This window comes from Rhizobium sp. BK456 (assembly GCF_014194045.1).
GTDB lineage: Bacteria > Pseudomonadota > Alphaproteobacteria > Rhizobiales > Rhizobiaceae > Rhizobium > Rhizobium redzepovicii.
The window spans coordinates 218,630-243,296 of the sequence record NZ_JACIAO010000002.1; the positions used below are offsets into that span (position 1 = coordinate 218,630).

Annotated in this window: 25 protein-coding genes and 3 pseudogenes; 13 read left to right on the forward strand and 15 right to left on the reverse strand. The window is 60.0% G+C overall.

Features of this window, described 5'->3' with window-relative positions; all coding sequences use genetic code 11:
- Positions 1 to 285: 285 nt before the first annotated feature.
- Both FHX03_RS07315 and ampC read right to left on the reverse strand, forming a co-directional pair.
- Positions 286 to 1,242, reverse strand: a complete 957-nt coding sequence (locus FHX03_RS07315; RefSeq protein WP_097626434.1) for an NAD-dependent epimerase/dehydratase family protein — start codon at positions 1,240 to 1,242, stop codon at positions 286 to 288.
- 316 nt (positions 1,243 to 1,558) lie between these two features.
- Positions 1,559 to 2,713, reverse strand: a complete 1,155-nt coding sequence (ampC, locus tag FHX03_RS07320) for a class C beta-lactamase (RefSeq protein ID WP_097626437.1) — start codon at positions 2,711 to 2,713, stop codon at positions 1,559 to 1,561.
- A 131-nt stretch (positions 2,714 to 2,844) separates the two neighbouring features.
- Between ampC and FHX03_RS07325 the strand changes: the two genes are divergently transcribed.
- On the forward strand, positions 2,845 to 3,723 hold the full coding sequence (locus FHX03_RS07325; RefSeq protein WP_097626439.1) for a LysR family transcriptional regulator: 879 nt from the start codon (positions 2,845 to 2,847) through the stop codon (positions 3,721 to 3,723).
- Between the two features lie 59 nt (positions 3,724 to 3,782).
- Here the strand turns inward: FHX03_RS07325 and FHX03_RS07330 are convergent, their stop codons facing one another.
- Both FHX03_RS07330 and FHX03_RS07335 read right to left on the reverse strand, forming a co-directional pair.
- Entirely contained in the window at positions 3,783 to 4,772 is a 990-nt protein-coding gene (locus FHX03_RS07330; protein ID WP_097626441.1) for a substrate-binding domain-containing protein, read from the reverse strand.
- Positions 4,773 to 4,820: 48 nt separating this feature from the next.
- On the reverse strand, positions 4,821 to 5,801 hold the full coding sequence (locus FHX03_RS07335) for an NAD-dependent epimerase/dehydratase family protein (RefSeq protein ID WP_183777544.1): 981 nt from the start codon (positions 5,799 to 5,801) through the stop codon (positions 4,821 to 4,823).
- A gap of 103 nt (positions 5,802 to 5,904) precedes the next feature.
- Here FHX03_RS07335 and FHX03_RS07340 point away from each other — a divergent pair, with 103 nt between their 5' ends.
- A complete protein-coding gene (locus tag FHX03_RS07340) occupies positions 5,905 to 6,795 on the forward strand; it encodes an ATP-binding cassette domain-containing protein (protein WP_097626445.1) in 891 nt (296 codons plus the stop codon).
- A gap of 69 nt (positions 6,796 to 6,864) precedes the next feature.
- On the forward strand, positions 6,865 to 7,863 hold the full coding sequence (locus tag FHX03_RS07345) for an ABC transporter permease (RefSeq protein WP_097626447.1): 999 nt from the start codon (positions 6,865 to 6,867) through the stop codon (positions 7,861 to 7,863).
- Positions 7,864 to 7,929: 66 nt separating this feature from the next.
- Here the strand turns inward: FHX03_RS07345 and FHX03_RS07350 are convergent, their stop codons facing one another.
- Entirely contained in the window at positions 7,930 to 8,253 is a 324-nt protein-coding gene (locus FHX03_RS07350) for a hypothetical protein (protein ID WP_183853109.1), read from the reverse strand.
- Positions 8,254 to 8,482: 229 nt separating this feature from the next.
- Here FHX03_RS07350 and FHX03_RS34315 point away from each other — a divergent pair, with 229 nt between their 5' ends.
- On the forward strand, positions 8,483 to 8,728 hold the full coding sequence (locus tag FHX03_RS34315; RefSeq protein WP_246699201.1) for a DUF2314 domain-containing protein: 246 nt from the start codon (positions 8,483 to 8,485) through the stop codon (positions 8,726 to 8,728).
- An 11-nt stretch (positions 8,729 to 8,739) separates the two neighbouring features.
- Positions 8,740 to 9,006, forward strand: a complete 267-nt coding sequence (locus FHX03_RS34320; RefSeq protein ID WP_246699202.1) for a DUF2314 domain-containing protein — start codon at positions 8,740 to 8,742, stop codon at positions 9,004 to 9,006.
- Positions 9,007 to 9,044: 38 nt separating this feature from the next.
- Here FHX03_RS34320 and FHX03_RS07360 read toward each other — a convergent pair whose 3' ends face one another.
- Positions 9,045 to 10,484, reverse strand: coding sequence for a DUF882 domain-containing protein (locus FHX03_RS07360; RefSeq protein WP_246699203.1), 1,440 nt, complete (start codon positions 10,482 to 10,484; stop codon positions 9,045 to 9,047).
- Positions 10,485 to 10,623: 139 nt separating this feature from the next.
- Here FHX03_RS07360 and FHX03_RS35045 point away from each other — a divergent pair.
- From FHX03_RS35045 to FHX03_RS07380, 4 genes and pseudogenes are all read left to right on the forward strand, one after another.
- Positions 10,624 to 10,836 (forward strand): annotated as a pseudogene (locus FHX03_RS35045) (IS481 family transposase); the annotation flags it as partial.
- Between the two features lie 177 nt (positions 10,837 to 11,013).
- A complete protein-coding gene (locus FHX03_RS07370; RefSeq protein ID WP_183853113.1) occupies positions 11,014 to 11,463 on the forward strand; it encodes a hypothetical protein in 450 nt (149 codons plus the stop codon).
- Positions 11,464 to 11,516: 53 nt separating this feature from the next.
- A pseudogene (locus FHX03_RS07375) lies at positions 11,517 to 11,651 on the forward strand (transposase domain-containing protein); the annotation flags it as partial.
- A gap of 292 nt (positions 11,652 to 11,943) precedes the next feature.
- Positions 11,944 to 12,153: pseudogene (locus FHX03_RS07380) on the forward strand (integrase core domain-containing protein); the annotation flags it as partial.
- Between the two features lie 587 nt (positions 12,154 to 12,740).
- Here the strand turns inward: FHX03_RS07380 and FHX03_RS07385 are convergent.
- The 9 genes from FHX03_RS07385 to FHX03_RS07425 all read right to left on the reverse strand — a co-directional run bounded on the left by FHX03_RS07385 (position 12,741) and on the right by FHX03_RS07425 (position 20,136).
- Entirely contained in the window at positions 12,741 to 13,892 is a 1,152-nt protein-coding gene (locus tag FHX03_RS07385) for an aldo/keto reductase (protein ID WP_183853115.1), read from the reverse strand.
- Positions 13,889 to 14,632 (reverse strand): DUF4405 domain-containing protein, encoded by a 744-nt coding sequence (locus FHX03_RS07390; RefSeq protein WP_183853117.1) that lies wholly within the window; start codon positions 14,630 to 14,632, stop codon positions 13,889 to 13,891. The genes FHX03_RS07385 and FHX03_RS07390 overlap by 4 nt, the downstream gene beginning before the upstream one ends.
- Before the next feature lies 1 nt (position 14,633).
- The gene (locus FHX03_RS07395) at positions 14,634 to 15,107 is read right to left on the reverse strand and encodes a cytochrome P460 family protein (RefSeq protein WP_183853119.1); all 474 of its coding nucleotides are present in this window, start codon (positions 15,105 to 15,107) and stop codon (positions 14,634 to 14,636) included.
- A complete protein-coding gene (locus FHX03_RS07400) occupies positions 15,104 to 15,604 on the reverse strand; it encodes a cupin domain-containing protein (RefSeq protein WP_183853121.1) in 501 nt (166 codons plus the stop codon). The genes FHX03_RS07395 and FHX03_RS07400 overlap by 4 nt, the downstream gene beginning before the upstream one ends.
- Positions 15,601 to 16,017 (reverse strand): carboxymuconolactone decarboxylase family protein, encoded by a 417-nt coding sequence (locus tag FHX03_RS07405; RefSeq protein WP_183853123.1) that lies wholly within the window; start codon positions 16,015 to 16,017, stop codon positions 15,601 to 15,603. Before FHX03_RS07405 ends, FHX03_RS07400 begins: the two co-directional genes overlap by 4 nt.
- A gap of 10 nt (positions 16,018 to 16,027) precedes the next feature.
- Positions 16,028 to 17,038, reverse strand: a complete 1,011-nt coding sequence (locus tag FHX03_RS07410; protein ID WP_246699212.1) for an alpha/beta hydrolase — start codon at positions 17,036 to 17,038, stop codon at positions 16,028 to 16,030.
- 354 nt (positions 17,039 to 17,392) lie between these two features.
- A complete protein-coding gene (locus tag FHX03_RS07415) occupies positions 17,393 to 17,944 on the reverse strand; it encodes a GNAT family N-acetyltransferase (protein ID WP_246699204.1) in 552 nt (183 codons plus the stop codon).
- Positions 17,945 to 18,054: 110 nt separating this feature from the next.
- Positions 18,055 to 19,095 carry an alpha/beta fold hydrolase gene (locus tag FHX03_RS07420; protein WP_375166325.1) on the reverse strand — a complete coding sequence of 347 codons (1,041 nt, stop codon included), beginning with the start codon at positions 19,093 to 19,095 and terminating at the stop codon, positions 18,055 to 18,057.
- A 147-nt stretch (positions 19,096 to 19,242) separates the two neighbouring features.
- A complete protein-coding gene (locus FHX03_RS07425) occupies positions 19,243 to 20,136 on the reverse strand; it encodes a LysR family transcriptional regulator (RefSeq protein ID WP_183853129.1) in 894 nt (297 codons plus the stop codon).
- Between the two features lie 131 nt (positions 20,137 to 20,267).
- Between FHX03_RS07425 and FHX03_RS07430 the strand changes: the two genes are divergently transcribed.
- From FHX03_RS07430 to FHX03_RS07445, 4 genes are read left to right on the forward strand one after another with little or no spacing between them, the layout of a single operon-like run.
- Positions 20,268 to 21,707, forward strand: a complete 1,440-nt coding sequence (locus FHX03_RS07430; RefSeq protein WP_183853131.1) for an MFS transporter — start codon at positions 20,268 to 20,270, stop codon at positions 21,705 to 21,707.
- 15 nt (positions 21,708 to 21,722) lie between these two features.
- Complete coding sequence (locus FHX03_RS07435) at positions 21,723 to 22,706, forward strand: aldo/keto reductase (RefSeq protein ID WP_183853132.1); 984 nt, start codon at positions 21,723 to 21,725, stop codon at positions 22,704 to 22,706.
- 43 nt (positions 22,707 to 22,749) lie between these two features.
- Entirely contained in the window at positions 22,750 to 23,607 is an 858-nt protein-coding gene (locus tag FHX03_RS07440) for an aldo/keto reductase (RefSeq protein WP_183853134.1), read from the forward strand.
- 20 nt (positions 23,608 to 23,627) lie between these two features.
- Entirely contained in the window at positions 23,628 to 24,503 is an 876-nt protein-coding gene (locus FHX03_RS07445) for an FAD:protein FMN transferase (protein ID WP_183853136.1), read from the forward strand.
- Positions 24,504 to 24,667: the final 164 nt, after the last annotated feature.

The following is a 24,667-nucleotide window of genomic DNA, read 5'->3' on the forward strand; positions in this document are numbered from 1 at the left end:
AAGGTTTATGGCCGCCGAGTCAAGTCCATCAACAAACCGCTCAAGCGCCCGCACATGCGCATCAGCGAGATCACTGAATGCGTGAGCCATCGGAGTGTCATGGTCGGTGCCGAATATTGTGAACGGCTTTGCCGGATCGGCCGGTGCAGTTGGAACGAGAGGGTGGGTTTTTGGCGAATGTGCCTCGCCAATCTCGCCGGATGGGGCCGCGCCAGGAGCGTTAAAGTAGCGTAGCTCGACCTATTGAGATCATAGGTCGAGCCAAAATCCACCAGCATATGCTCGTTATTCTGCAGCGTGCGCTTTCATTTGGTCCCTGAACCAGTCAAGCGTCATGGCCACGCCCTGCTCGTAGCTGATCTTGCACGACCACTCGGGCATGACGTAATTGGCGTTGGTCAGGTCCGGCCGCCTGTTGGTCGGGTCCTGCGGCGGTGACGGCTCGAAGACAATCGGCACGCCGCCGACCAGTTTGGACACATATTGCGCGACTTCGAGCACCGAAATCTCGCGATCATTGCCGACGTTCAGAGGTCCCTTGTAGTCGGTTTCATTGATCCAGAAATAGCGGGCGAAACCGTCGACGACGTCATCGACATAACCCCAGCTGCGCGACTGCTTGCCGTCGCCGAATACCGTGATCGGCCGGCCCGCCAGCGCCTGGGTGATGAAGTTGGAGACGGCGCGGCCGTCATCGGACCGTGTGCGCGGACCATAAATGTTGAAAGGACGGACGACCTTGAGGTCGAGCCCCTCGGTGCGCTGCATTTCGAAAAGCAGCGATTCCGTGCAGCGCTTGCTCTCGTCGTAGGACGAGCGCGGTCCGGTGCAGTCCACCTGGCCCTTATAGGATTCCGGCTGCGGCGACACCAGCGGGTCACCATAAACTTCGGAGGTCGAGGTGAAGCCGAAACGTCCACCTTTCTTCAAAAGCTCCAGCAGCCGGAATGCCCCGAGAAGATTGGCGGAAATCGTCCGCTTCGGCTCCTTCATATACCATGGCGGCGATGCCGGGGAGGCAAGATGGTAGATTTCATCGAATTTTTCTGAGCTGCGCAACGTCTCGACGTCCGACTTCACGAAGTGGAAGCGGGGATCCCTGATGTGGGCGATATTGTCGAAAAGTCCGGTCCAGAGATTGTCAACAACAACCAGTTTTTCGACATCTGTTCTAAGTAAAAGCCGGTCGCACAAATGCGAGCCAATAAATCCAGCCCCGCCAGAAATCAATACGCTTTTCATTGCATCGCGCCTTGTGACGTTAAGAAGGTGAGTGTTTATTAGCATCACCTTTAAGGCGTGGCAATTGATTAGAAATGTTCTAGAAAATACTCGCTTATTAATCTTAATTATTTACACGTGTTACTTAAAGTAGTGTCGCCGGATTCGACATCGGAAACTTGCGGAAGGGTGGGCCCCGTCGATGGCAACCCATTTTATATCACGAGGGCCCTGGCTGGCGCATCAGGCTAAGGTCTGGCTCCATCGTCGGTAGCCGGGTGCACGATTTCAACTGTTGCAGTTGCGTCTGAGGCGGGGCGCTCGGCCTGTTTTCCGATCAGTCTGCCGAGAGCGCTGTTAATATTTGATAGGCTGCGGCGATGCGATCCTCGTTGGGATAGTTCTTGTTGGCCAGGATGACGATGCCGAGCCGCTCCCTGGGGATGAAGGCGACATAAGCACCGAAGCCGTTCGTCGAGCCGGTCTTGTTGATCCACACATCGTCGCGCGGTTGCATCGGCGGTCGCAGTTCCGAAACCGGCATGGTCTTCAGCATCGCGGGCGAATTGCCCTCCAGCAAGTCGTTCACCGCGACGGGATAGGCATATTGCTCCCAGATGAGATCCTGGGTCATCGCCCCTGCTGTGAAATATCCGATATGGGTGTTGGTGATCGCCTGCTGCAGTTTTTCGTCGAGCTTGACTAGGCCCATATTGGCGCCGACGAAGCGGATCATGTCGCCCGCAGTGGATTTGACGCCATAGGCCTCGGATGAGAGAACGGCCGGTGTCATCCGAGCGGGCTCGCCGCTGCGCTTATAGCCTTGAGCATAATCGGCCTGCCACGCTTTCGGCACATCGATATAAGTGCGTTTCAAGCCGAGCCCGGCAAACAGCTTGTCCTGCATCAAAGCCGCAAAATCCCCATGCATGGCTTTCGCGACGATATAGCCGAGCATGCCGATGCTGGGGTTGGCATAACTTCTCTGCGTTCCAGCCGCATAGGAGGGCTGCCAGGCTTTGAAATAGCCGAGCAGCTGTTTTTCGGTTTTGATCTCATCGGGAAGCTGTAGCGGAAATCCGCCCGCCGTGTGGGTGGCGAGATGCATCAAGGCGATATCGCCGAACGGCTTGCCCTTCATTCCAGGCAGAAATTTGCCGGCCTTGTCCGACAGCGAGAGTTGTCCGCTCGCTTGCGCGTAGGATGCTAGCGTCACCGTGAAGGTCTTGCTGATCGATCCGAGTTCGAAGAGCGTGGTCGACGCCACCGGCCTGCCGGTGTCCTTGGATTCGACGCCATAGTTGAAGATGTGGTCCTGACCGTCGGCGGTGATGGCGACGGCAACGCCGGGGATGGCGTATTTGTCCATGATCGGCTTGATCGCCGCATCCGTGATCGCCTTCAATTTGGTCTCGTCGGCGGCAAAAACACTTGTGGCGGCGCCGGCCGAGAGCAAAAAGGCCGATAAAATTCTCATCCCGATGCTTTTCATAACCGTCATCCTCCAATCGACATGGCAGCAAAAACAAGCGCAAAAGCGCATGGGGACGACGTTTAACGGCGCTATTTTGCAATCACAAATGATGATATCTCGCAGCAGCCACAAGAAAATCTAGGGCTCACATGGTTCGGCAATTCCTCCCCTTGAACGGCCTGCGCGCCTTTGAAGCCTCCGCACGGCATCTGAGCTTCACCCGTGCGGCGATCGAGCTCTGCGTCACTCAGGCGGCGGTCAGCCAGCAGGTCAAAGGCTTGGAGACGCGATTGGGGGTGGCGCTGTTCCAGCGTCTTCCCCGCGGCTTGAAAATCACCGCCGAGGGCGAAGCGCTGCTGCCGACAGTGACGGCTTCGTTCGACCAGATGGCGACGACGCTGGACAGGATCGAAGCCGGGCAGGTGCGCGAATTGCTGTTCCTCGGCGTAGTCGGGACATTTGCTGTCGGTTGGCTGTTGCCGCGGCTTGCGGATTTCCGGCGCCGGCATCCCTTTATCGATCTCCGCATGTCCACCAACAACAACCGGGTCGATCCGGCCGCCGAAGGGCTGGATTTCGCCATCCGCTTCGGCAGCGGTTCATGGCATGGAACGGAGGCGCAGCGCCTGTTCGAAGCGCCGCTCTCGCCGCTCTGCATCCCCAAGCTGGCGGAACATCTGCAATCGCCTGAAGATCTTGCCGGGGCGGTGCTGCTGCGCAGTTACCGGACGGATGAGTGGAGCAGCTGGTTTCAGGCGGCAGGCGTTCCCCCGGCGGCGCAGGTCAATGCCGGCATCGTCTTCGATTCCTCTGTCGGCATGATGGAGGCGGCCCTTCAGGGGCTCGGCGTCGCGCTCGCGCCGCCATCGATGTTCACAAGGCATCTTTCCTCAGGCGCGATCGTCCAGCCTTTCGCTACCGCCATATCGCTCGGCAGCTACTGGCTGACGCGCCTGCAGTCGCGGCCGGTCACGACGGCGATGCGGGCATTTTCGGACTGGATCGGTGCGCAGGTGAGCGCTGTATGATCATCGGAGCGCCCACGTGCGTGGGCGCTCCGAGCCGCATCATTGATGGAATGCCGAGGTCACTTCTGAATGCAGGTGTCGACGGTATCCTTGGTGCATTCGTCCAGCCCGGTGAACACCGGATCGTCGACCTTCTTGCCGGCGACCAGGTCCATCATCACGGTTGGCGCCTTGTAGCCCATTTCGAACGGCCGCTGGCCGACCAGCGCGGTGACCAGGCCTTCCTTGGCGATCGCCACTTCGTCGCCGATCGTGTCGGCGGCGCCGATGACGAACTCGTTCTTGGCGATCTTGTCGGCCATCGGCTTGAACAGGTCGCGGTAGGGCTGCGGGGCGCCGAACAGCGGCCAGCCGCCCATGATGCCGAAGGCATCAAGGTCGGTGTTGGCGGCAAGGATGTCGGTCATCGCCTGCACGCCTTTGGCGCCGTCGTCATTGGTAAAGACCGGGCAGCCGGCAACCTCCGTCCAGCCGCCTTCACCTTTCAGTGCCGCCAGCCCCTTCTGGCCGCTCAGCGTATCGCGCATGCCCTGGGCGCGGCGCAGAATGTTGTCGGCGCCGGGATTGCCTTCGATGGTGCAGATCTTGCCGCCCTTCGGCTTGGCCTTCTTGATGTATTCGCCGATCTTGGCGCCCATCAGATAGTTGTCGGTGCCGAGATAGGTCTTGCGCAGCGCCGCGTCGTCGGCAGCAAGATCGGCATCGAGCGTCATCACTGGAACGCTCGGATTGGCGGTCTTCAGCGTCTGGGCGATCAGCTTGGCGTTCGACGGCGAGATGGCGATTGCCGCGGTATCGGCCTTCCCCAGCATATCCTGGACGATCTGCGCCTCACCGGCCTCATCGGAGGTCGATGCCGGGCCGGTGTAGAAGCATTCATATTCGGCCGATGCGTTTTCCTTGTTCCACTTCTGGCAACCCTGGTTGATCGCCTCGAAGAACGGGTTGTCGAGGCCTTTGACGACGATGACCAGCTGCTTCTTGGCGGCCAAGGCCTGTCCGGCCGTCAGCGCCATAACTGCAGCTGTAAGCAATAATGCCTTCCTCATAGCTTCCTCCCATTGAAAAAGACGAGCGCTTCTGCACCCGCCGCGTCATCAACCTGGATACCAGACGACCCGAGGCTCCTCCTTCGAACGCTGGTGGTCCCAAGCCGAATTGATCAGCTTTTCCAGATCGTAGACCGGCTTCCAGTCCAAGAGATATCTGGCCTTGCTGTTGTCCATCCAGTTCGAGTGAAACTGGCTTGCAATATCGACCGAGCCGAGCCCGCGCGTGCGGGCAAGGTGTGCGGCGACCTCGCCATAATCGACGGGCCGATCCATCGAGATGTTGAAAAGCTCGCCCTTGGCGCGCGGATTGTCGATTGCCGCAAGGATTGCCGCGACGAGATCGTCGACATGCACGAAATTGCGCTTCAGCGGCCGCCCGTCGGCATCGCGCAGCAGCGGCACCGTGCCATCATGCGCGTAACGCTCGGCATCATCAGCCGGCACCAGCGTCTTCCAGTCCGGCCCGCCGAAGACATCGTCGCCGAAGGACAGGGTGTATTTGAAATCGTCCTTCTCCATGATCCAGGGCGCCCTGAGGCAGCAGGTGTTGATGCCATACTGGATGGCGAACTGCTCGAGCATCACTTCTTCCAGCACCTTGGAGAGCGCGTAGCAGCCGGGATAGGCGCGATGCGGCGTCTTTTCGGTCACCGGCCCGTCATGGCGATAAAAGAAATGTCCGATGCCGGCATCGCCGCCGATCAGGATGAACTGCTTGGCCGTGGGGCTGGCGCGGAATGCCTCGAGCAGCCAGAACAGGCCCTTGACGGTGATATCCATCACGTCGGCCGGGATTTCCTTGCAGGTGGCGAGATGCACGACATGGGTGACGCCGTCCATTGCCGCTGCCACGACATTGCTGTCGGCGATCGAGCCCTTCACCACACTGATGCGGTCGGTCTCCTCGAGCACACGATTATGACAAAGCGCGCGAATGCGTGCTTTGGAAAATCGCGGCTCGTCAAGCAGCCCAGTAATGAAGCGCCGCCCGACCTTGCCCGTAGCCCCGGTGACAAGGATCAGCATACCTCTCTCCCCAGTAACAGCTAATATGCCCGCGTTTCCGGCGTCAATCTGTATTTGTCGTACAAAATAGATTTTTGTGATGAGGGGCTGATTTAGCGGACATTTGATTGACGATTCCTGGCGCTTTTGCATTAATGCTCATAATCGCTTTTCCGGGAGGAGATCGGCCGAGCGAGATCGCAGGCGACTGACTGGCAACCGGGTAACCGGCGGCGAAAGCAGGCCTGCAGGTTCCGGGGAGGGTAGTCGGCTGGTCGCGGTTCTCGAACTCACCAATATCTCAAAACATTTCGGCGCCATCCAGGCGGTCAACGACGTGTCGTTTACACTCGAAGCCGGCCAGGTCGTCGGCCTGATGGGCGATAACGGCGCCGGCAAAAGCACGCTGGTCAAGATGATCGCCGGCAACTTCCGGCCGAGCGAAGGCACGATGCGGCTGGAGGGCAAGGAGATCGTCATGCACCGCCCGGTCGAGGCGCGCCAGCACGGCATCGAGATCGTCCACCAGGATCTGGCGCTCTGCAACAATCTGACGGCGGCGGCGAACGTCTTCCTCGGGCGGGAACTGCGCCGCGGCATCGGCCCGTTTCGCATCCTCGATTACAAGACGATGTACCGGCGCGCCGGCGAGATTTTCAAGGAACTGAAATCGGAAACCCGCCCGCGCGATCTCGTCAAACAGATGTCGGGCGGCCAGCGGCAGGCGGTGGCGATCGGGCGCACCATGCTGTCGGAGGCAAAGATCGTGCTGATGGACGAGCCGACGGCGGCCATTTCGGTCCGCCAGGTGGCCGAAGTCCTCAACCTGATCCGCGAGCTGCGCGACCGCGGCATCGCGGTCGTGCTGATCAGTCATCGCATGCCCGATGTTTTCACCGTCGCCGACCGGGTGATCGTCATGCGCCGCGGCCGGAAGGTCGCCGACAAGGCGATCGCGGCGAGTTCGCCCGAGGAAGTCACGGGACTGATAACAGGGGCCATCGAACAGGTCTGAGCGGCAGTGCTTAGTCCTGCGGAAGAAACACCGCTGACGGAAATGCCCTATCTGGAGTGAGAGGTCGAAATGGCAGTGACACTGGACCAGACGATTGCACAGAAGCAGCGCAGCCGGCTTGCGGAGTTTGTCGGCGGTCAAACATTCTGGGTGCTGATCGCCGTGCTTCTCGCCTGCCTCTTCCTGTCCTTCGCCACCGATTCCTTCGCGACGTCGAAGAACCTCTACAACATCACCCGCAACGTCACCTTCGTCGCCATCATCGCGCTCGGAATGACGCTTGTCATCATCACCGGCGGCATCGACCTGTCGGTAGGATCGGTGCTCTGCCTCTGCAGCATGGTGCTGGCGGTCACCATGAACGCCGGCTATTCCATCGAGGTCGGCATCACCGCCGCGATCGTCACGGCGCTGGTGATCGGCGGTTTCAACGGGGTGCTGATCGCCTATCTCAATTTCCCGCCCTTCGTGGTGACGCTCGGCATGCTGTCGATTGCGCGCAGCCTCGCGATGGTCGCCTCCAACAACACTGTCGTCTTCCAGTTCGGCCCCGACCACGACAAACTGCTTGCGCTCGGCGGCGGCGCCTGGTTTTTCGGCATCGCCAACCCGGTGCTCTACATGGTCATCTTGGCGCTCATCACCGGCTTCGTGCTGCGCTGGACGCGCTTCGGCCGCTATGTCTTCGCAATCGGCGGAAATGAACATGCCGCCACGCTGACCGGCGTTCCCGTGCGCACCATCAAGGTTGCCGTCTACATGATCTCGGCGCTCTCGGCCGGCATTGCCGGCATCGTCCAGACCGGCTGGCTCGGCGCCGTCACCACCAATATCGGCGCCGGCATGGAACTCCAGGTCATCGCCGCCGCCGTCATCGGCGGCGCCAACCTCGCCGGCGGCGTCGGTACCGCCTTCGGCGCCCTGGTCGGCGCAGCGCTGATCGAAGTGATCCGCAACAGCCTCGGCCTGCTCGGCATCAACGCCTTCTGGCAGGGCACGTTCATCGGCGGGGCGATCGTGCTGGCGGTGCTGTTCGACCGGATCCGCAATTTGCGGCAGAGCGAGTAGGGGTGGGCTGGGCGGCCTGCAGCATATCCGGTCGCAGCGTTCGTCGAACAAACTCCGGCCATGCCCTCAGGGGCGGCCATCCTCATAGCCATCCAACTCGGGGCATCCCCTGATGTTGGCGAAGCCGATCTCCCGCCGGTCGCCCGATTGATCCAGACCTCTGAGCACGATGACATTGTCATCCTGCTGTATGATCTCGCTGCGATAGATGCCGGCCCGAAGCGCCCGGTTTTTTGCCTGGCTTATATTGCATTGCCCGGGCGGCGGAGTGACGTGCCAGTATCTCGTGCCCTGGCCATCCGACTGCCATCCGCCAGAGGCGGCGAATCCCGGCACGCTGGACAGAAGTAGGGCACACGATAATATCAAGCTGCCTGGGACCAGTTTCATGTAATCTCCGTCAGTCGTCGACGTTTCGGGGCTCGTCGCCGCTCTGCTTGCCCGGTTGCAACCGATAGCGGGTTTCCCCTAGCGTCACGAAAGTAAATCACGCGCGCTAACACAGTGCTAACGCGGTGGCACAGCAACAGCGGCGCTGGTGCATCAACCCGGCCTTGAAGATCAACCAGAGATAGATATGTTGCGCGGTATAGTCACAACAATTTAAGGCCATCGAATCTTGCGCAACGTCATTTCAGTCATCTCAATGCTTGGCCTATTCGTTCTGATCATTCCCACCGAGCTCGCTCTGGCCACCGACAACGTTCAGTTGATCGCGCCCGGCGATCCGGCTATGGCCAGAGCCCATGAGAAGTCCAATAGCGAGTTGGGTGGCTTCCTCGAGAAACTGCGCAATCCACCGGCCGGAACCGAAAATTACAGCATCAAGCTCGGTTTCACGGACAAGGCCAAGGGTGTGCGCTGACCACTGACCAGATGGCACCGAATGTGGAATTCATGTGGGTCTATCAGATCAAGGTATCAGGTGACCATTTCACCGCTCTTCTCAGCGATACGCCGGAATACATCAACAACATCAAGCCTGATGATCGCGTCGAGTTCGAGAAGTCGGATATCTTCGACTGGATGTATACCGAGAATGGGAAAGTGAAGGGAAACTACACCGCTTGCCCGCTGCTGTCATCCGGCCCGAAAGAACAGTTGGAGCAATATCGCGAAATCTACGGCATCGTCTGCGACTGACGGCACGGTCGCTCCCATGCTCCCCATGATGATCGCGGTCAGCCCTCCGGTGCCGATGTAAACCGGCCGGCATCGAACGGGCCGCTGACGGCAACCGGGCCGCTGGCAGCGACCGGGATGACATCCTCGCCCGACGTCGCCACATTCACCTCATGATGAACCGCGCGCGGGGAGACACGAGGCGCGCTCAATCCCATCGCCGCGCCGGGAGAATGCAGCGCCCATTGCATCAGCGCCGCTTGGGATGTCGATCCGAGGAAATTTGCTTCTTCCCAGGAAGCGGTCATCGGCAGCGAGGCGATCATATCAGCGCTGTGCCTGGAGGCCTCCGGGGCAACAATGCGGGGATGGAAACGGGCGTGAACAGGCACTGCCGACGCCGGTCTCTCCGGAAGTGCGGCAATCGGGCCGATCGACGCAGTCTCCAGTTTGTCCACATCGGCGCCGTGCTCAAAGGCGGCCGGCCGCATCGCCGGTATCGGAATCGGCAAGGAGGAAAGATCCGGAACGGACCGTTTGCCATCCGGCTCGGCCGCGCCGGTCTGCAGCGCGAGCGCATTCAAGGCTCGGCTTTCCGGCGTTGGCAGAAGCGCCGTCACGAGCTTTCCGTCTGGGGAGTCGCCGCTCGACCTGGTCGACACCGCCACCTCTTCGTCTTCTCCCGCGGTGCCGGCAATCTGGATCGAGGCGGGGCCGCCGCGTTTTCTGTGGTTCGCAACCGCCTGATTATATCCCGGCAGCGGCCGGCCATCCGCCGGCAGATGCATCGTCTGCCCATTCGGGAATATGCGTGCGAGTTCCTGCCGCGACATGCGGGGCCAGGCCCTGACATTGCCGACGTCGAGATGCACGAAGGGCGATCCCGAGGTCGGATAATATCCGACACCGCCGACCTGCATCTGCATGGCAAGCGCCCGCAGCGTCGAAAGCTTCACGCCGGGAACATAAAAATCCATCGCCTTGCCCAGCATGTGCTGGCTCTTCTTGGCGACGCCGGTACTGCGCGAGCGGTTGCGGAGCATGTTGTTGGTCGCGGGCGAGCGATAGGCGGAGACGATATGGATGTAGTCCTTGCCGCCGCTGCGCTTATACACCTCCCAGACCAGGTCGAGCAGCCGGGGATCCATCCGGGTCGGCTCGTTCCTTCGCCAGTCGCGCAGAAACCGATTGATCTGGGCAAGGCCCTTGGCATCGAACTTTCCGTCGCGCTTATAGGTAATCGTCGCCTTCTCGCCCGTATGGGTAAAGAACAGCTTCAGGGCGCGATCCTCAGCGGAGGCAAAGGATGCAGAACCGACAAGCGCCGGCAGCGCAAACAGCGCCGGCAGAATGGTGCGCGCTGCGAAGCGTTCCGCACGCGACAGGAGTGTGGCAATTCCGCCCAAGGCTCCGCCCGATAATCCTTGCACTGGATACTTCAACACGAACAATCCCGTCCACACCAAACACTCGACGACGGGCGGGAACTCCGCATCCATCAGGCCCAATAAAGCCAGCTTATGGTCAACAAATTGCTAACGAGCGGACGCGTGAGCTTGGCGAATTTAGGATGCGGGCCCCCACCAGAGGCGAAATCGCGCCAATGCGCCCATTCATCGAAGCTAAGCACAAATACGCTTCCACGACCGTGACGTACTGGTGACCAATTGCGGCCGCATCTGCATGTACCGCAAGAAGATCAATATCTTCACAGTCATGGCCGGCCAGAGGCTCGACGTCGCGGAGGTCGATGACGGCGTTTGGCTCGTCAGCTTCACGCGCGATGATCTCGGATATATCGATCTGGAGCGGAGGACATTGCAAACCATCGAGAGCCCGTTCGGCACAAGGTTGTCACCCATGTCTTGGGGACGTTCTATTACCTATGTCTCCGGTATGGAAAGGCAGATTTCCGGAACGATGCGGCGGACTCGGATGCCCGACAATTATGTCACCGTTGCTCGCCCAGGCGACACCCAGTAGTCTTGCCGTCTCACCGACATATCGGCAGTGGCACGCAGCGATTCCATGGCAATTCTCTTCAAAACAACAATCAGCGAAAACACGGCATTCGAGATGATCGAACGGTCACTGTCAGGCGCTTACCGATATGACGGTTACCTCAATGTCGTTAGCGATGCGGGCGAGACGGCATTGTCTTGGGGGCCGGCAATGCATGCCGAAGAGTTTAAGGCAGAGGTCAGCCAAATCCTACGGCAGACTTGGGATGCTGCCCGATTCTGGGTCATCTATGAGCGACGCGAAGATCGGAAGGATCCAGAAGGGACTGACATCCGCAACGCGGCTTTCCGCCTGACGCGCGGATACAGTGGCGTTATCGTTGTCACGCTCAGTCTCCTTGGGAAGCGCGACAGCGCCAATGACCTGGAACTCGTCTTCGTCTGCTTCGAGCAGGATTTTCACAGGAGGAATTTTCGCGTGCGCTACGAGGGTAAGCCGTTACCAAACCAGGGTTGATCTTGCTCAAAGACGTATTGCTTACGCGCGCAACCGTTCTACGTTCGCAGGAGAACAGTGCGACCATCGCTTCGCTCATCGAGACCTGCAAACCAAATGCCGTCGATCCGCAAAGCTATCTGACCGCCAAGCGCACTGCCATCGTCAATAGTCACAAGCAGAGCCGTATCGATGAGCTATCGCCGTGGAAGGAAATCAGAGACTTCGACTTTGACGACCGCCCGCTTAAGATGCGATGGAACTGGCAACACCATCCCACGCAAGATGCTCCGACAGATTATCTATACCCTATGATCAATTGGGAGGTTAGCCGCCCGCAAACCGTCGGTGCCAGGTTAAGGGGGATTCCCGAAAACGAGTTTTCGTGCTGAGTTTGCTGTCTCAGCGGAACGGAAATTAGCAGAGAGATTGCTGTCTACCATCGGACCGAAGTCCGACTCACTCGCGATAATTCGTCGATGTCAGCGCCGAGGTGACACCAAGGTCCGTGAGCTGGACCGGATCATCGAGGGACGAGGCAAGCCGAAGATGATTGTCAGCGACGATGGCAGCGAGTTCACCAGTAACGCGATCCTGCAATGGACGGATCGGACCAAGGTGGAATGGCACTACATCGCACCGGGTAAGCCGATCCAGAATGCCGTCATCGAAAGCTTCAATGGGCGGCTGCGAGACGAATTCTTGAATAAATGACGTGACTTCGACATAGGCGACGGTGGCGCCCGCCTGGTTGCGAGCGAGGAAGTCCGGCCTTCTCGTCGGATCTTATATCCCAAGCGATTGAGCGCGATGTAGATTATGATTTCGGCCAGAGCCTGCTCGTACTGGACGTTCGCCCCGGTCTTCATCCTGCTAACCAGTTCCACACGCTCATTCTCTGGAAACTCGAGTATCCAAGAATTCATAAGCTCCCGGTACCCTGCAAAGGGCGCATGCCCGGATGTATCGTAGAAATCGAAGTTCCTTTCCCCAGCTTGCATCGGGGCCATCTGGCCACGCACTTTATCGTCGCAAAGCGGCATCAATTTTGTTCCGTTTCGCTCGAGAGTTTGGTTGAAGGATCTAATACACAGTCGCGACCGCGAGGATCATTCGTCAGCGCCATCAACAGTAAAACGCGGTCCTCATCAGCCCGTAACGTTGTCCCGCATCTGTCTCCTGAGGCATCCAGAGTCGTTCACAACCAAGCGCGGCGCCGGCGTCTTGACATTGAAGGTTTATCTGCCCCCTCGGCAGGAACAGATGCCGAGGGAGCAGCAAAGCCGAAACCCCTCAGGTCATGACTTCGCAGGGGCCTCAACATCTGAAAACGCCTGCACAGCGTCGGGAAGTCTGGCACCTTTGATTTCGACAGCGGCGAGGGATGCGTTCAGGTCGGCTAGTTCTGCTGCAGTAAAAGAGACACCGGGGGCTCCAACGTTTTCGATCATGTGGGCCATCTGTGTCGTTCCCGGTATAGGCACGATCCAAGGTTTCTGAGCAAGGAGCCATGCCAAGGCGATCTGCCCAAGTCGTGCTTGCTTTCGTTCTGCCCACGTTTCGAGGAGTTCGACGAGCGCCAGGTTGTGCGGCAAGTTTTCCGGCACGAAGCGTCCCTCGATGCCGCGGATATCACCCTTCGCGAAGGTCGTCTTGGCGTCAATCGCGCCGTTCAGAAAGCCGACGCCAAGAGGACTCCATGGCACGAAGCCGATGCCCAGTTCTTCACAGACAGGGATCGCGGTCTTTTCCGGCCCCCGCCAGAGCATCGAGTATTCGCTCTGGACGGCCGTGACCGGCAGCGCCTCATGCGCCCGCCGCAGCGTTTTCAGGCCCATCTCGCAAAGACCCCAGTGCAGCACCTTGCCTTGATCCATCAAGTCCTTGATCGCTCCAGCGACATCCTCGATCGGCACCTGCGGATCGACACGGTGCTGGTATAGAAGGTCAATGCGGTCGGTGCGAAGCCGCTTCAACATTGCATCGACCACGATTCTGATGTGATCAGGTCGACTGTTTAATCCGGGTTTGCGCTCGCCGGTTTCGGGATCGATGTTCCAACCGAACTTGGTTGCGATGACGATCTGGTTTCGGAATGGTTCGACGCCTTCCCCAAGGATTCGCTCGACCTCCAGCGGACCATAGGCTTCAGCCGCGTCGTAGAACGTCAAGCCATGATCGAACGCTGAACGGATGATGTTGTGCATCTCTGCCCGCGTCGGAATCGTCTGCTGGTAGGTGCGGCTCATGTTCTGGACCCCGAGTCCAACACTCGAAACCTCGAGTGAACCGAGCTTGCGCCGTCCTATAGCTGACGAGGTCGTTCCGGGAGAGGCTGGCGGTGCCGAGGTTTGAGCCAGAGCGACACCTGACTGTGCCGTTGCAGCGAGGCCGCCGGCTGCCAGCAGGAGATTGCGGCGATTGATTTGCATTCCCGATTTCTCTCTCATCTCATTCCCTTTCGTTGATTGTCAGACGCCGTCTGCGCTGGCGGACGTGATGCGAAGCCAGACCCTGAGCCACAGACACCCTTGCGCCATCTCCTCATCGACAGGACGTAGTGCGTCACCGCAGCGTACAGGCAGACGATCGAGCCGTAGTTGAGGAAGAACCTGAGGGCAGACTCGTTGAAGTCCCACATGTCGAGCGTGTAGGTCAGCATCAGCTTGGATCCGAAGCCCATCTCAATGGTGCTGTGGACGCCCCATGCGGCGGCGGCGAAAGTCAGGAGGCGAAGCGCAACCGACCGAAAGAAGTTTGCCCCTTCAATGCCGAAGGCCCCGCGAAACACGTTCATCACCACCGCCCATCGGGTGCCGAGGTGAAAGGCCAGGATCATAAGCAACCAGTAGGCCGCGAACATATGGATCTCGCGGACCGCGAACGCTCCATCCAATGACAAAAATGGAAAGAGATCCAGCGAGATCAGCACGCTACTGACCAGCATGACCGTCATTACCGTGGCGAGGCACGCTATGGTGGCTGCGTTCAGCAGCCTTGAGCCGTCGCCCAGGTTCCGCGCGGCATTCGAGTACCATCGCCTGTTGATGACGTTATGGACGATCACAAGCGCGAAGAGCGCGGTGCCGAACAGTTCGTGCGACAGGTTGCCGAGCCACCAGTAGGCAAGGCACAGGACGACAAGAGCAAGGCTCGCAAAGTCAAGGATGAGGCGAATCCGCAACGTCATGTCATTCGAACTCGAAACGCCGGATGTCGTTGAAGGTGTAGAGGAACTCGCTGTCGGCGCGAGAACTGTGGCAGCTCTGGCAGCGGGCGGTGTTCTCGGCGGCGTTGATGGTTCCGTCCGGTTTGAACCATTGGAATTGCCAGTCGCCTGTGCGGCGGCTCTCGTCATAGTCAGCGCCCCATCCGGTGCCCTTTTCCATGATGAAGTAGCGAAAGACTTCACCTTCACGGTAGTCGACGAGCGCGAAATGGGTGCCGTTCGGGATAGGCTTGCGCGCCTTCACGGCTTCGATAGCTTCGCGCGTCGTCATGATGTGCTCGGTGACCTCGCCGCGCGTCACCGTGGTGTAGTGAACGAGCTTGCTGATATCAGGCATCGTGGCATTGGTTGGTTCTGCATCCACCTGCCAGCCGATCATGACGATGCCGCATGCCACGGCTGCGAGGACGGTAAGACGTGAGGGAATACGCGTCATTGCTGACCCTCCGCTGCTTGAGAGGAATATTGGGCGTCGGTAACCAGCTCAAGCCAGTCGACAGACTTCCCGTCCAAGGATTCCGAGAAGGCGATGTGCGTCATTCCATTGCTCGGAGATGCGCCGTGCCAGTGCTTCACGCCAGGCGGGATCCAAACGGTTTCGCCGGACCGGATCTCCTGCTGCCGCCCTTCCCACATCTGGACGACGCCCACTCCGCTCGTCACGATGAGCGTCTGGCCGAGAGGGTGGCTGTGCCAAGCGGTGCGCGCGCCAGGTTCGAAAACGACGGTCGCGCCGCCCACCGTCGCGGGCGCCGTTGCCTTGAAGTTGTCCTCGACTCGAACGGATCCGGTGAACTTATCCGGAGCTCCAACGATCGCCGGTTGCGATCCGGCATGCGTGATGGTGATCGCTTCGCTTGCCAACGCGGACGACGCCGACACGAACGCCGCCGCCGCCATCGCGGAAGCCAATGTCATCTTCTTCTCGGTCATTCGGCGAAGACCTCCTTGGCAATAGCCACCGACGAAACGGCGCTCGGCCATCCGGAGTAGAAGGCCATGTGCGTGATCGTCTCGACGATCTCATCCTTGGTGAGGCCATTCTGCAGGCCGATGCGAATATGCGATTTGAGCTGATCGGGACGGTTCAGCGCGATCAGGGCCGAAATGGTCACCAGGCTCCTGTCCCTCTTAGACAGACCCGGCCGCTCCCAGATGTCCTCGTAGAGCACGTCATCGGTCAGTTCGGCTAGCCTCGGGGCCGTGTCCCCCATCAGTTGCTGGGCACGAGAGGTCATTGGACTTTCCTTCGGTTCATTGACAGGCTGGGCGCAGACGACGCCGGGGAGCGCCGCCAAAACTATGCCGACGGTCAGAAACGCGTTCAGGAACAGGTGGCGCGTCATCGCTTCCTCCTTAGACCAGCGTTCGGTCGAAGAACGGTGCGAGCTTGCCCAGCGCCGCATCCACGTACTCGGGAACCCAGTAGGTCTCGATGTGCCTGGCACCCTCGATCTTGAAGAGTTCCTTGTCCTTCGTGCCCGTGGCCTTGGGGAACGCGTCTTCGGTCATGTAGAGGGTGTCGGCGGCCGTGCCCGCGATCATCAGAAGGGGCACGTCGATGAGGCCGATCTCGTCGGTGGCGTCCCAGCGCATCAAGTCCATCAGGCTGCTCATCGTGTACTTGAAGGTGGAGCCGGGATGAGCATTGGTGTGCCAGTAATAACGGTAACCGTCCCTATAGAGGTCGAACGGAAGCGCATCGATCTGTGCGTCGGTCAGATTGGCGTCGCCTGCATAGAGCACTTCGCCACCCGCAGCTTCCTGCGCGCGGGCCGCCGAGGCCTGCTGCAGCCGTTTCTGGATCGTGTCCATTTGGGAATCCTGGAAGCCGTTCCGACGAACGCGCCCGGAGTTGAACATGCTGAGCGTCGCAACTGCCTTGAAGCGCTTGTCGGTCTTGGCAGCAGCGAGAGAGTAGCCGCCCCCGCCACAGATCCCGAAGAGCCCGAGGCGTGCAATGTCCACGCCGGGGAAGCCGCTAATGAAGTCCGCCATCCCGTGAATGTCCTCGATGCGGTACTGGGGCTTGTCGATGCTGCGCGGCGCGCCGCCGCTTCCTCCCTGGTAGGCTGCGTCGGCGGTGATCGTGATGAAGCCGCGCTCCGCAAGTCGTTGCGCATAGAGACCAGTCGTCTGCTCCTTCACGCCGCCGTTGGGATGGGCGAGCACGATCGTCGGATATTTCCTGCTGGGATCGTACCCCGCAGGCGTGTAGACGTTCGCCACGATGTCGAGGTTGTTGAGCTTGTAGGTCACAGGGTGGATGTTCACCTTGCCAGGCTCGTTCTTGGTGATCGCCCCGTCGTAGACCAGCGTGAACGGGTTCTGCCGGAAGTCGGCTGCCACAGCTTGGATGGTGGTCATTGCTGGACCTCCTATGATGGCACCTGAAATGATCAGCGCGGTCGCGCCCAGGAACTCGCGTCGTCTGCTGTCGATGACCTCCGTCATGTCCGGCTCCTGAGGTTCGGTGTTCGAAATTGTCGGAGATGAAGATAGCCTGCCACGGCACGGGGGATTAGACGGCTTGTTCCGCTAGAGCCTATTAGAGCTCCTTATTAATCACGATCACTTGATAAGCTGTGATGGAATAAAAACCGGGCGACCTCTCGACGGATCATCGAGACGCTGCGGCCGCGAGTTACCGCAGGCTCGGCTGCGTGTGATCTAGCTAGAGGGAGGCCATGCTTGGTCGGATGCCAATGGCGTAAGGTTCGGTCACCGGAAATCCTTCGTCATTTCAACCATTGTCGCTCGGAAACCCATTCGGTCGAATAGAGCTTGAGCGCCCTTGTTCTTGTAGGCGGTCGAGAGGACGATCCGCGGAGCCCCTTTTTCCGCAAGCCTCGTGATGGCTTGTTTCAGCAAGCGTCTGCCGACACCTTCCCTCCGCCTCTGAGGATCGACGAAGATGTCGTGAAGAACCCCCGCGGGACCTCGGAGGGCCATGTAGTCGGCCCCCTCAAGCGCGCCGTAGACGTACCCGATGATAGAATTCCGATCCTCCGCTACGAGGACGACAACATCCTCGCGGACAACCTGGCTCGCGAGCCACGAAGCGTATTTGTCGGGTGTGGTTGGCCCGGCGGGAATGAACCTGGCTGGATCCCAATTGTTGTGAAGCGACATGAGCGCGGCGCCATAGGATCCGAGGACTGTGGCATCCGCTCGTGCTGCGGGTCTTATGGTGATCGATTCGAGGTGCTGACCGGACATGTTGATACCGCGAGATAGGCACCGGAGGTTCGGCGATGGTCTTCCAGCCTTCATAACGTGCTCCCCGGGGGATCGTTCGAAATCTTGTGCGCCTTCCAATGTGACGCTGGGGCTGTCGCGACGAGCGTCTTTCGTCGCGACAGCCACGGGGACTTCTCGATCGATCAGTCCAGCTTTTTTTCCGCCAGGAACTTGGAGATCTGGTCGGCGATCGAGACATTGTTGAGGTCAGACATCAGGAAGTGGGTGCCGCCCTTGATGCCAATGTCAGGCAAGTGAATGAGCGTCGCGTCGCCGCCGTGCTTGTTGACCGAATCGACCCAAAGCCTCGCCATCGCGAGCCGCACACGCCAGTTGTCCTGGCCGCGTTCGGCCGTAGGCTCGGTCGGGAAATTGTCGCCGTAGTAGATGACGATTGGGAGCTTGGTCAGCTTCTCGAAATCGGCGACGGGCACCGCTTCGCCCTTGAGGGTTCCGGCGGCGCTCGGCATGTCGGCCGGAACCTCGCCCTCCGGAAAGATGAAGCCGCTTCCTGGCTCAAGCGCGACGATGGCCTTGACCTTCGGATTCTTGATCGCCGTCAACCAGCCGGGGCCGCCCGCCTGCGAATGGGTGAACAGGATCCCCGGACCGGTCTTGTCGAACAGCGCGGACATGGCATCGGAGATCACGTTGGCGTCGAAAGGCCCGGTGTTGGGCGTGACGGAGCGGAAGAACTGGTCGAGTGCCGCGGGATCGCGGGAGAACTGGACGTTCGAGAAATACTCCGGCCACTTGCCGATGCGGAACTGGTCGAAGAAAAGCTGGTCGTATGGCGTCGGCTCGATCGTCATGGCGACGGTGCTGTTGCCCGCACGTCCGCGGCGCGGCTGATCGACGAGATATACCGGGTAGCCGCGGCGAAGGAAGATGGTCTGGAAGCCTTCGCGGCCGTCGGGCGTCGTCTCCCAGCTTCGGGCGGACTGGAAGGCTCCGTGGAGCATCACGATCGGCAGCGGCTTGGGATTCGGCGGAATCTGATAGAATACGTAGGCATGGTCGCCATGCAGGGTCTGCCCTGCCGCCGTGGGAGCGTTGTTGTCGAAGGTTCCAGGCGTGCTCGATACCGTGCCGCCGACGGCGAAGCTTCCTTGCTCCTGAATTGTCAGCGGCTCCTGCTTCGAAGCGATCTGAGCCCCTGCCACGCCCGAGGATAGGAGCAACATGGAGAGCGCGAGAGCGGATAGAGGTCTGAACATGGTCGGTACCTGCCTTTGAACGTTGAGCTGTCAGGAGAGTAACCGAGCACCATTCAGATGATTAGGGATGTATTTCCGATTGAGGGTATTAGCCCTCCTTATCAATACATCTTGTCACCCTCTGTAGCGAAGGGCATTAACAACAAGCTGGAATGCCGGGGACGCGTGGCGGCGGTTCGGATAGTAAAGATGATATCCCGGAAACGGCGCACACCAATCATCAAGGACCCGGATCAAAGTGCCCCTGGCGAGATCCTCGGCCACCAGATCGTCGGGCATAAAGGCGAGGCCGAGACCGCGCCGGACGGCGTCCAAACGCATAGCGATGTTGTTGAAGACCATCTGCCCATCCACACGGACGTTTAGTTCGCGTCCGTCCTTCTCGAACTCCCATTGCAAGATGTTGCCATGCGTTGGCATGCGAATCTGGATGCAGTTGTGGGAGGTGAGATCTTGAGGCACTTCCGGCCACGGGTGCTGGCGGAAGTAGGAAGGGGCGCCAACGACGGCCATGCGCATCTCTGGCCCGATCTTGATCGCGATCATGTCCTTGGCAAGCTGCTCGCCGAGACGGACGCCCGCATCGTAGCGCTCCGCGACGATATCGGTCAGGCCATAGTCGACGGTGATCTCGACATTCACATCGGGATTGTCGGGCAGGAACTTGTCGAGTGAGGGCGCGAGGACCGAGATCGCCGCATGCTCTCCGGCCGTGATCCTGACCGTTCCTGCTGGCTTGTCACGCATCTCGGTGAGGGCAGCAAGCTCCGCCTGTATCTCCTCGAAGCGCGGCCCGGCGGTTTTCAGAAGACGTTCGCCCGCCGCCGTCGGCGACACGCGGCGCGTCGTCCGCGTCAGTAAGCGGAGGCCTAACCGCTCTTCAAGTCCCCGGACGGTCTGGCTAAGCGCCGACTGCGACACCCCGAGCTTTACCGCAGCCCGCGTGAAACTCTCCTCGCGGGCGACCGTCACGAAGGCGAGCAGATCGTTGAAGTTCTCCTGCGGCATTCATTAGGCTTCCTTATAGCTTCATCCCGATTACTGCCCCTAATCGATATGGTCAGCAAGAGCTATCTTTCCGTCATCGCAACGTAGCTTGCCGGGGAGGACCGTCGAGCAAGCAAGTCAATGGGACTGCAATGTCTGACGCAAACACATCCACCTCTCCACCGAACAAGACAGCGATCCTTGCGATCATTCTTATCAGCTACGTGATGATCGTCCTCGACATCTCGGTGGTCCTGACGGGCCTGCCGAAGATCCATAACGAACTCGGCTTCACGGACGCCGGGCTCGCCTGGGTGCAGAGCGCCTACACGCTGACCTTTGGTGGCTTCCTCCTCCTTGGCGCGCGCGCCGGGGACATACTTGGCCGCCGTCGGATGTTCGTGGTAGGCATGACAATCTTCACCGTCGCCTCCGTTGCCATCGGAGCCTCGCAATCGTCTGCATGGATGCTGTCGTGGCGTGCGATCCAAGGACTGGGATCGGCAATCCTCGCACCGACGACCCTCGCTCTGCTGCAGACCACCTTTGACGAAGGCGAGGAACGTGTGCGCGCCGTCTCGCTTTACAGCGCCGCAGCAGGCGTGTCCGCGACAGTCGGTCTCGTCGTTGGCGGATTGCTTGCGGACTGGCTCTCCTGGCGGGTCGGGTTCCTGATCAATCTCCCGATCGGCATCGCCACGGTTGCCGCGGCCCGCATCTACATCCACGAGACAAAGAAGCGTCCGGGAACATTTGACCTGTTCGGTGCAGTAACCTCGACGCTGGGTATGGCCGCCTTCGTCTACGGATTCATCCGCTCCGCACAGGCAGGATGGGACGTCGTAACGCTCGCAACGCTGATCGCCGCCGTCATCATGCTCGGCGCATTCGTGTTGATCGAGCGCGGTGCGAAGCAGCCGATCCTGCCACTTCGCCTGTTCTCTGACAGCGAGCGCTCGGGCGCATATGGTGCCCGCGTGCTCTACATCAGCGCCATGGTCGGCTTCTTCTTCTTCACGACGCTGTATCTGCAGCAGGTTGCGGGTCTGCGCCCAGCACTGGCGGGCCTTGCCTTCGTCCCCGCCACGATGCTGCATGTCCCGGTCGCGGTCATCGTGCCACGCCTCATCAGGCGCTTCGGCCGGAACCCCGTCCTTATCGTGGGAATGCTGATCGGCATCGTCGCCATGGCCTGGCTCAGCCGGGCGGGAGTAGGTTCCAACTACTGGACAGCGGTGGCGCTACCCATGGTTTTGATCGGCATCAGCCAGGGCCTGACGCTTAGTCCACTGACATCATCAGGTGTCGCACGGGTTGATCATGCGGACGCGGGAGCAGCGTCCGGCGCGGTGAACGTTGCCCACCAAATCGGCAGCTCGGTTGGCCTCGGCGTTCTCATAGCCATTGCCGCCATCGGATCAAATGGCCTCAACGGAGCAGACCTGACAGCGTATCGAGTTTCCCATGCGTTCGACGCAGGAACCGTCATGCTGATCGCGACATTGGTGATCTCGCTTCTGACCATCATCCCTGCTGCACGGCGGCAGTCTAAATCCCAGGAAGAAGTCGCGCCGACCGAATGCGCGGCCTGATCAAGGAGAATGATCATGAAGAAACGAACTATCGGAACGCTCGAGGTTTCGACGCTCGGCCTCGGATGCATGGGCCTTAGCCACGGCTACGGAGTGGCGACCAACACGAAGGATGCTGTTTCGCTCATCCGGGCGGCCCACGACCGCGGCGTGACCTTCTTCGACACGGCACAGGTCTACGGCCCGTTTACCAACGAGGACGTCGTCGGGGAAGCTCTCCAGCCGGTTCGGGGCAAGGTGGTGATTGCCACCAAGTTCGGCTTCGAACTTCCAAGCCCCGACGGTGGCCAGCACATGAACAGCCAGCCCGCCTACATCCGTCAGTCAGTCGAGGCATCTCTGAAGCGGCTTCGAACGGATGTGATCGATCTTCTCTACCAACACCGCGTCGATCCGAACGTGCCGATCGAGGACGTCGCCGGAACGGTCAAGGATCTCATTGCGGAAGGCAAGGTCAGGCACTTCGGTCTATCTGAAGCTGGTGCGCAGACGATCCGCAAAGCCCATGCCGTGCAGCCGGTGACCGCCCTCCAGAGCGAGTACTCGCTGTTCTGGCGCGAGCCCGAGAAGGCGATCATCCCGACGCTTGAGGAACTCGGCATTGGCTTCGTGCCGTTCAGCCCGCTCGGCAAGGGCTTCCTTACGGGCAAGATCGACGAAACGGCTACCTTCGGCCCCGGCGACTTCCGCAGCGTGGTTCCGCGCTTCCAGGCGGAGAACCTCAAGGCGAATAAGGCGCTCGTGGCAGCTCTGACCCAGATCGCCGAAGCCAAGGGTGTCACGCCCGCTCAGATCGCGCTCGCTTGGCTGTTGGCGCAGAAGGATTGGATCGTGCCAATCCCCGGCACCACCAAGCTGCACCGCCTGGAGGAAAACCTCGGCGCCGCCTCGGTCGAACTCACCGCCAGCGACGCTTCTGAAATCGCCGATGCCCTCGCGAAGATCGACATCGTCGGAGACAGATACCCCGCGCACCTTCAGGCGCGGGTTGGGAAATAAGGCAAGCGCACACAGATCTCCCATCCATACAAAGGATACGAAAATGACCACCACCGTACCCACCGTCACGCTGAACAACGGGATCCAGATGCCGATCCTAGGCTTCGGCGTCTTCCAGGTTCCCGATCCCGCCGAATGCGAGCGCAGCGTCCGCGACGCGATCGACGTCGGCTACCGTCTGCTCGATACGGCGACCTCGTACGGCAATGAAGAAGCTGTTGGCAGCGCGATCCGTAATTACGGCATCGATCGAAAGGACCTGTTCGTTACGACCAAGCTCTGGATCGAGGATGCGACGTACGAGGGGGCTAAGGCCGCTTTCGAGCGTTCGCTGAACAAGCTGCAACTCGACTATCTCGACCTCTGGCTCATTCACCAGCCCTACGGCGACGTCTACGGCGCTTGGCGCGCGATGGAGGAGTTGTACGAGGCGGGCCGCATCCGCGCGATAGGCGTCAGCAACTTCTATCCCGACCGTCTGGTGGACTTCGCACTCCACAACAAGGTCGTCCCCGCGGTCAATCAGATCGAAATCCATCCATTCCATCACCAAGACGACGCTCAGAAGATCCTCCAGGAATACGGCGTGCAGCCTGAAGCTTGGGGTCCATTCGCGGAAGGGAAGAACGGGCTGTTCACGAACGAGCTCTTGCAGTCGATCGGTAAGAAACATGGCAAGAGTGTCGCTCAGGTCGTGCTGCGGTGGTTGATCCAGCGTAATATCGTCGCGATCCCGAAGTCCGTCCGAAAGGAGCGCATGGCCGAGAACTTCTCGGTCTTCGACTTCGAACTCGACCAGGACGATGTCGCCTCGATCAGCGCGCTCGACCAGAAGACCAGCAGCTTCTTCGATCATCGCGATCCGGAGAAAGTTAAGTGGCTCGGCACCCGCAAGCTTTGAGCCGAGGTCGGAGTATCGGCATGTCGACCTCCCGTTTCGGTTTCGATGCCATAGGCACGGCCTGGGAGGTCGACACGCCTGCACCACTCGATGCCGGAATCCGGGAAGAAATTCTGGGGCTGGTCGTTAGCTTCGATCGCACCTATTCCCGGTTCCGCAAGGACTCGATGATCGCGAGGGTCTCTGAAGCCGTCGACGGTGGCTCGTTCGTCTTCCCATCCGAAGCGGCGGGGATGTTCGATCTCTACGACCGGCTTCACGTAGCTACGGATGGGGCCGTGGATCCTTTGATCGGCCGGGATCTCGAACTGCTGGGCTATGACCGCGAGTATTCGCTGTCGCCACTCCCAATCGACTGCGGACTGCAGCGCGCAAGCTGGCGGCGCGACGTGCTCCGGAATGGAAGCGAGCTATCGACGCGGAAGCCGCTCACGATCGACCTCGGCGCTGTCGGAAAAGGATATCTCGTTGATCTAGTAGCTGATGTCTTGGAGAAGGCAGGGTTCCGAGACTTCATTGTCGACGGCAGCGGAGACATGCGCCACGCTGGTGGAACCGCCCTTGAAGTCGGTCTGGAACATCCTCTCGATCCGACAATGGTGATCGGCGTCGCGAGCCTGCTGAACAGATCTCTCTGCGCTTCGGCAGCCAACCGGAGACGATGGGGCGACAACTTCCATCATGTCCTCGACGGCCGAACGGGGGGTCCCACCATGGATGTCATCGCAACCTGGGCCATCGCCGCCGACACGGCGACTGCGGACGGCCTTGCAACAGCGCTTTTCTTCGGTTCCGCCTCGCGTCTGAAGACCACGTTCGACTTCTCGTACGTCCGCATGTTTGCGGACGGGCGTGTAGAAGTGTCTGAAGACTTCGAAGGCGAACTGTTCATATGAGAAGGGATCGACCATGCGAAACCAGAAAAGCAATATTCTTATGGCTGCGGCACTCTCCGTGGTTCTTTCAGGACAAGCCGAGGCTCAGGGCGCGCGTCCCCCGCAGTACGCCGACGGCGAGTATACGGCGACGGGCGAATACGGCGGGCAGCCCTCTCACATCA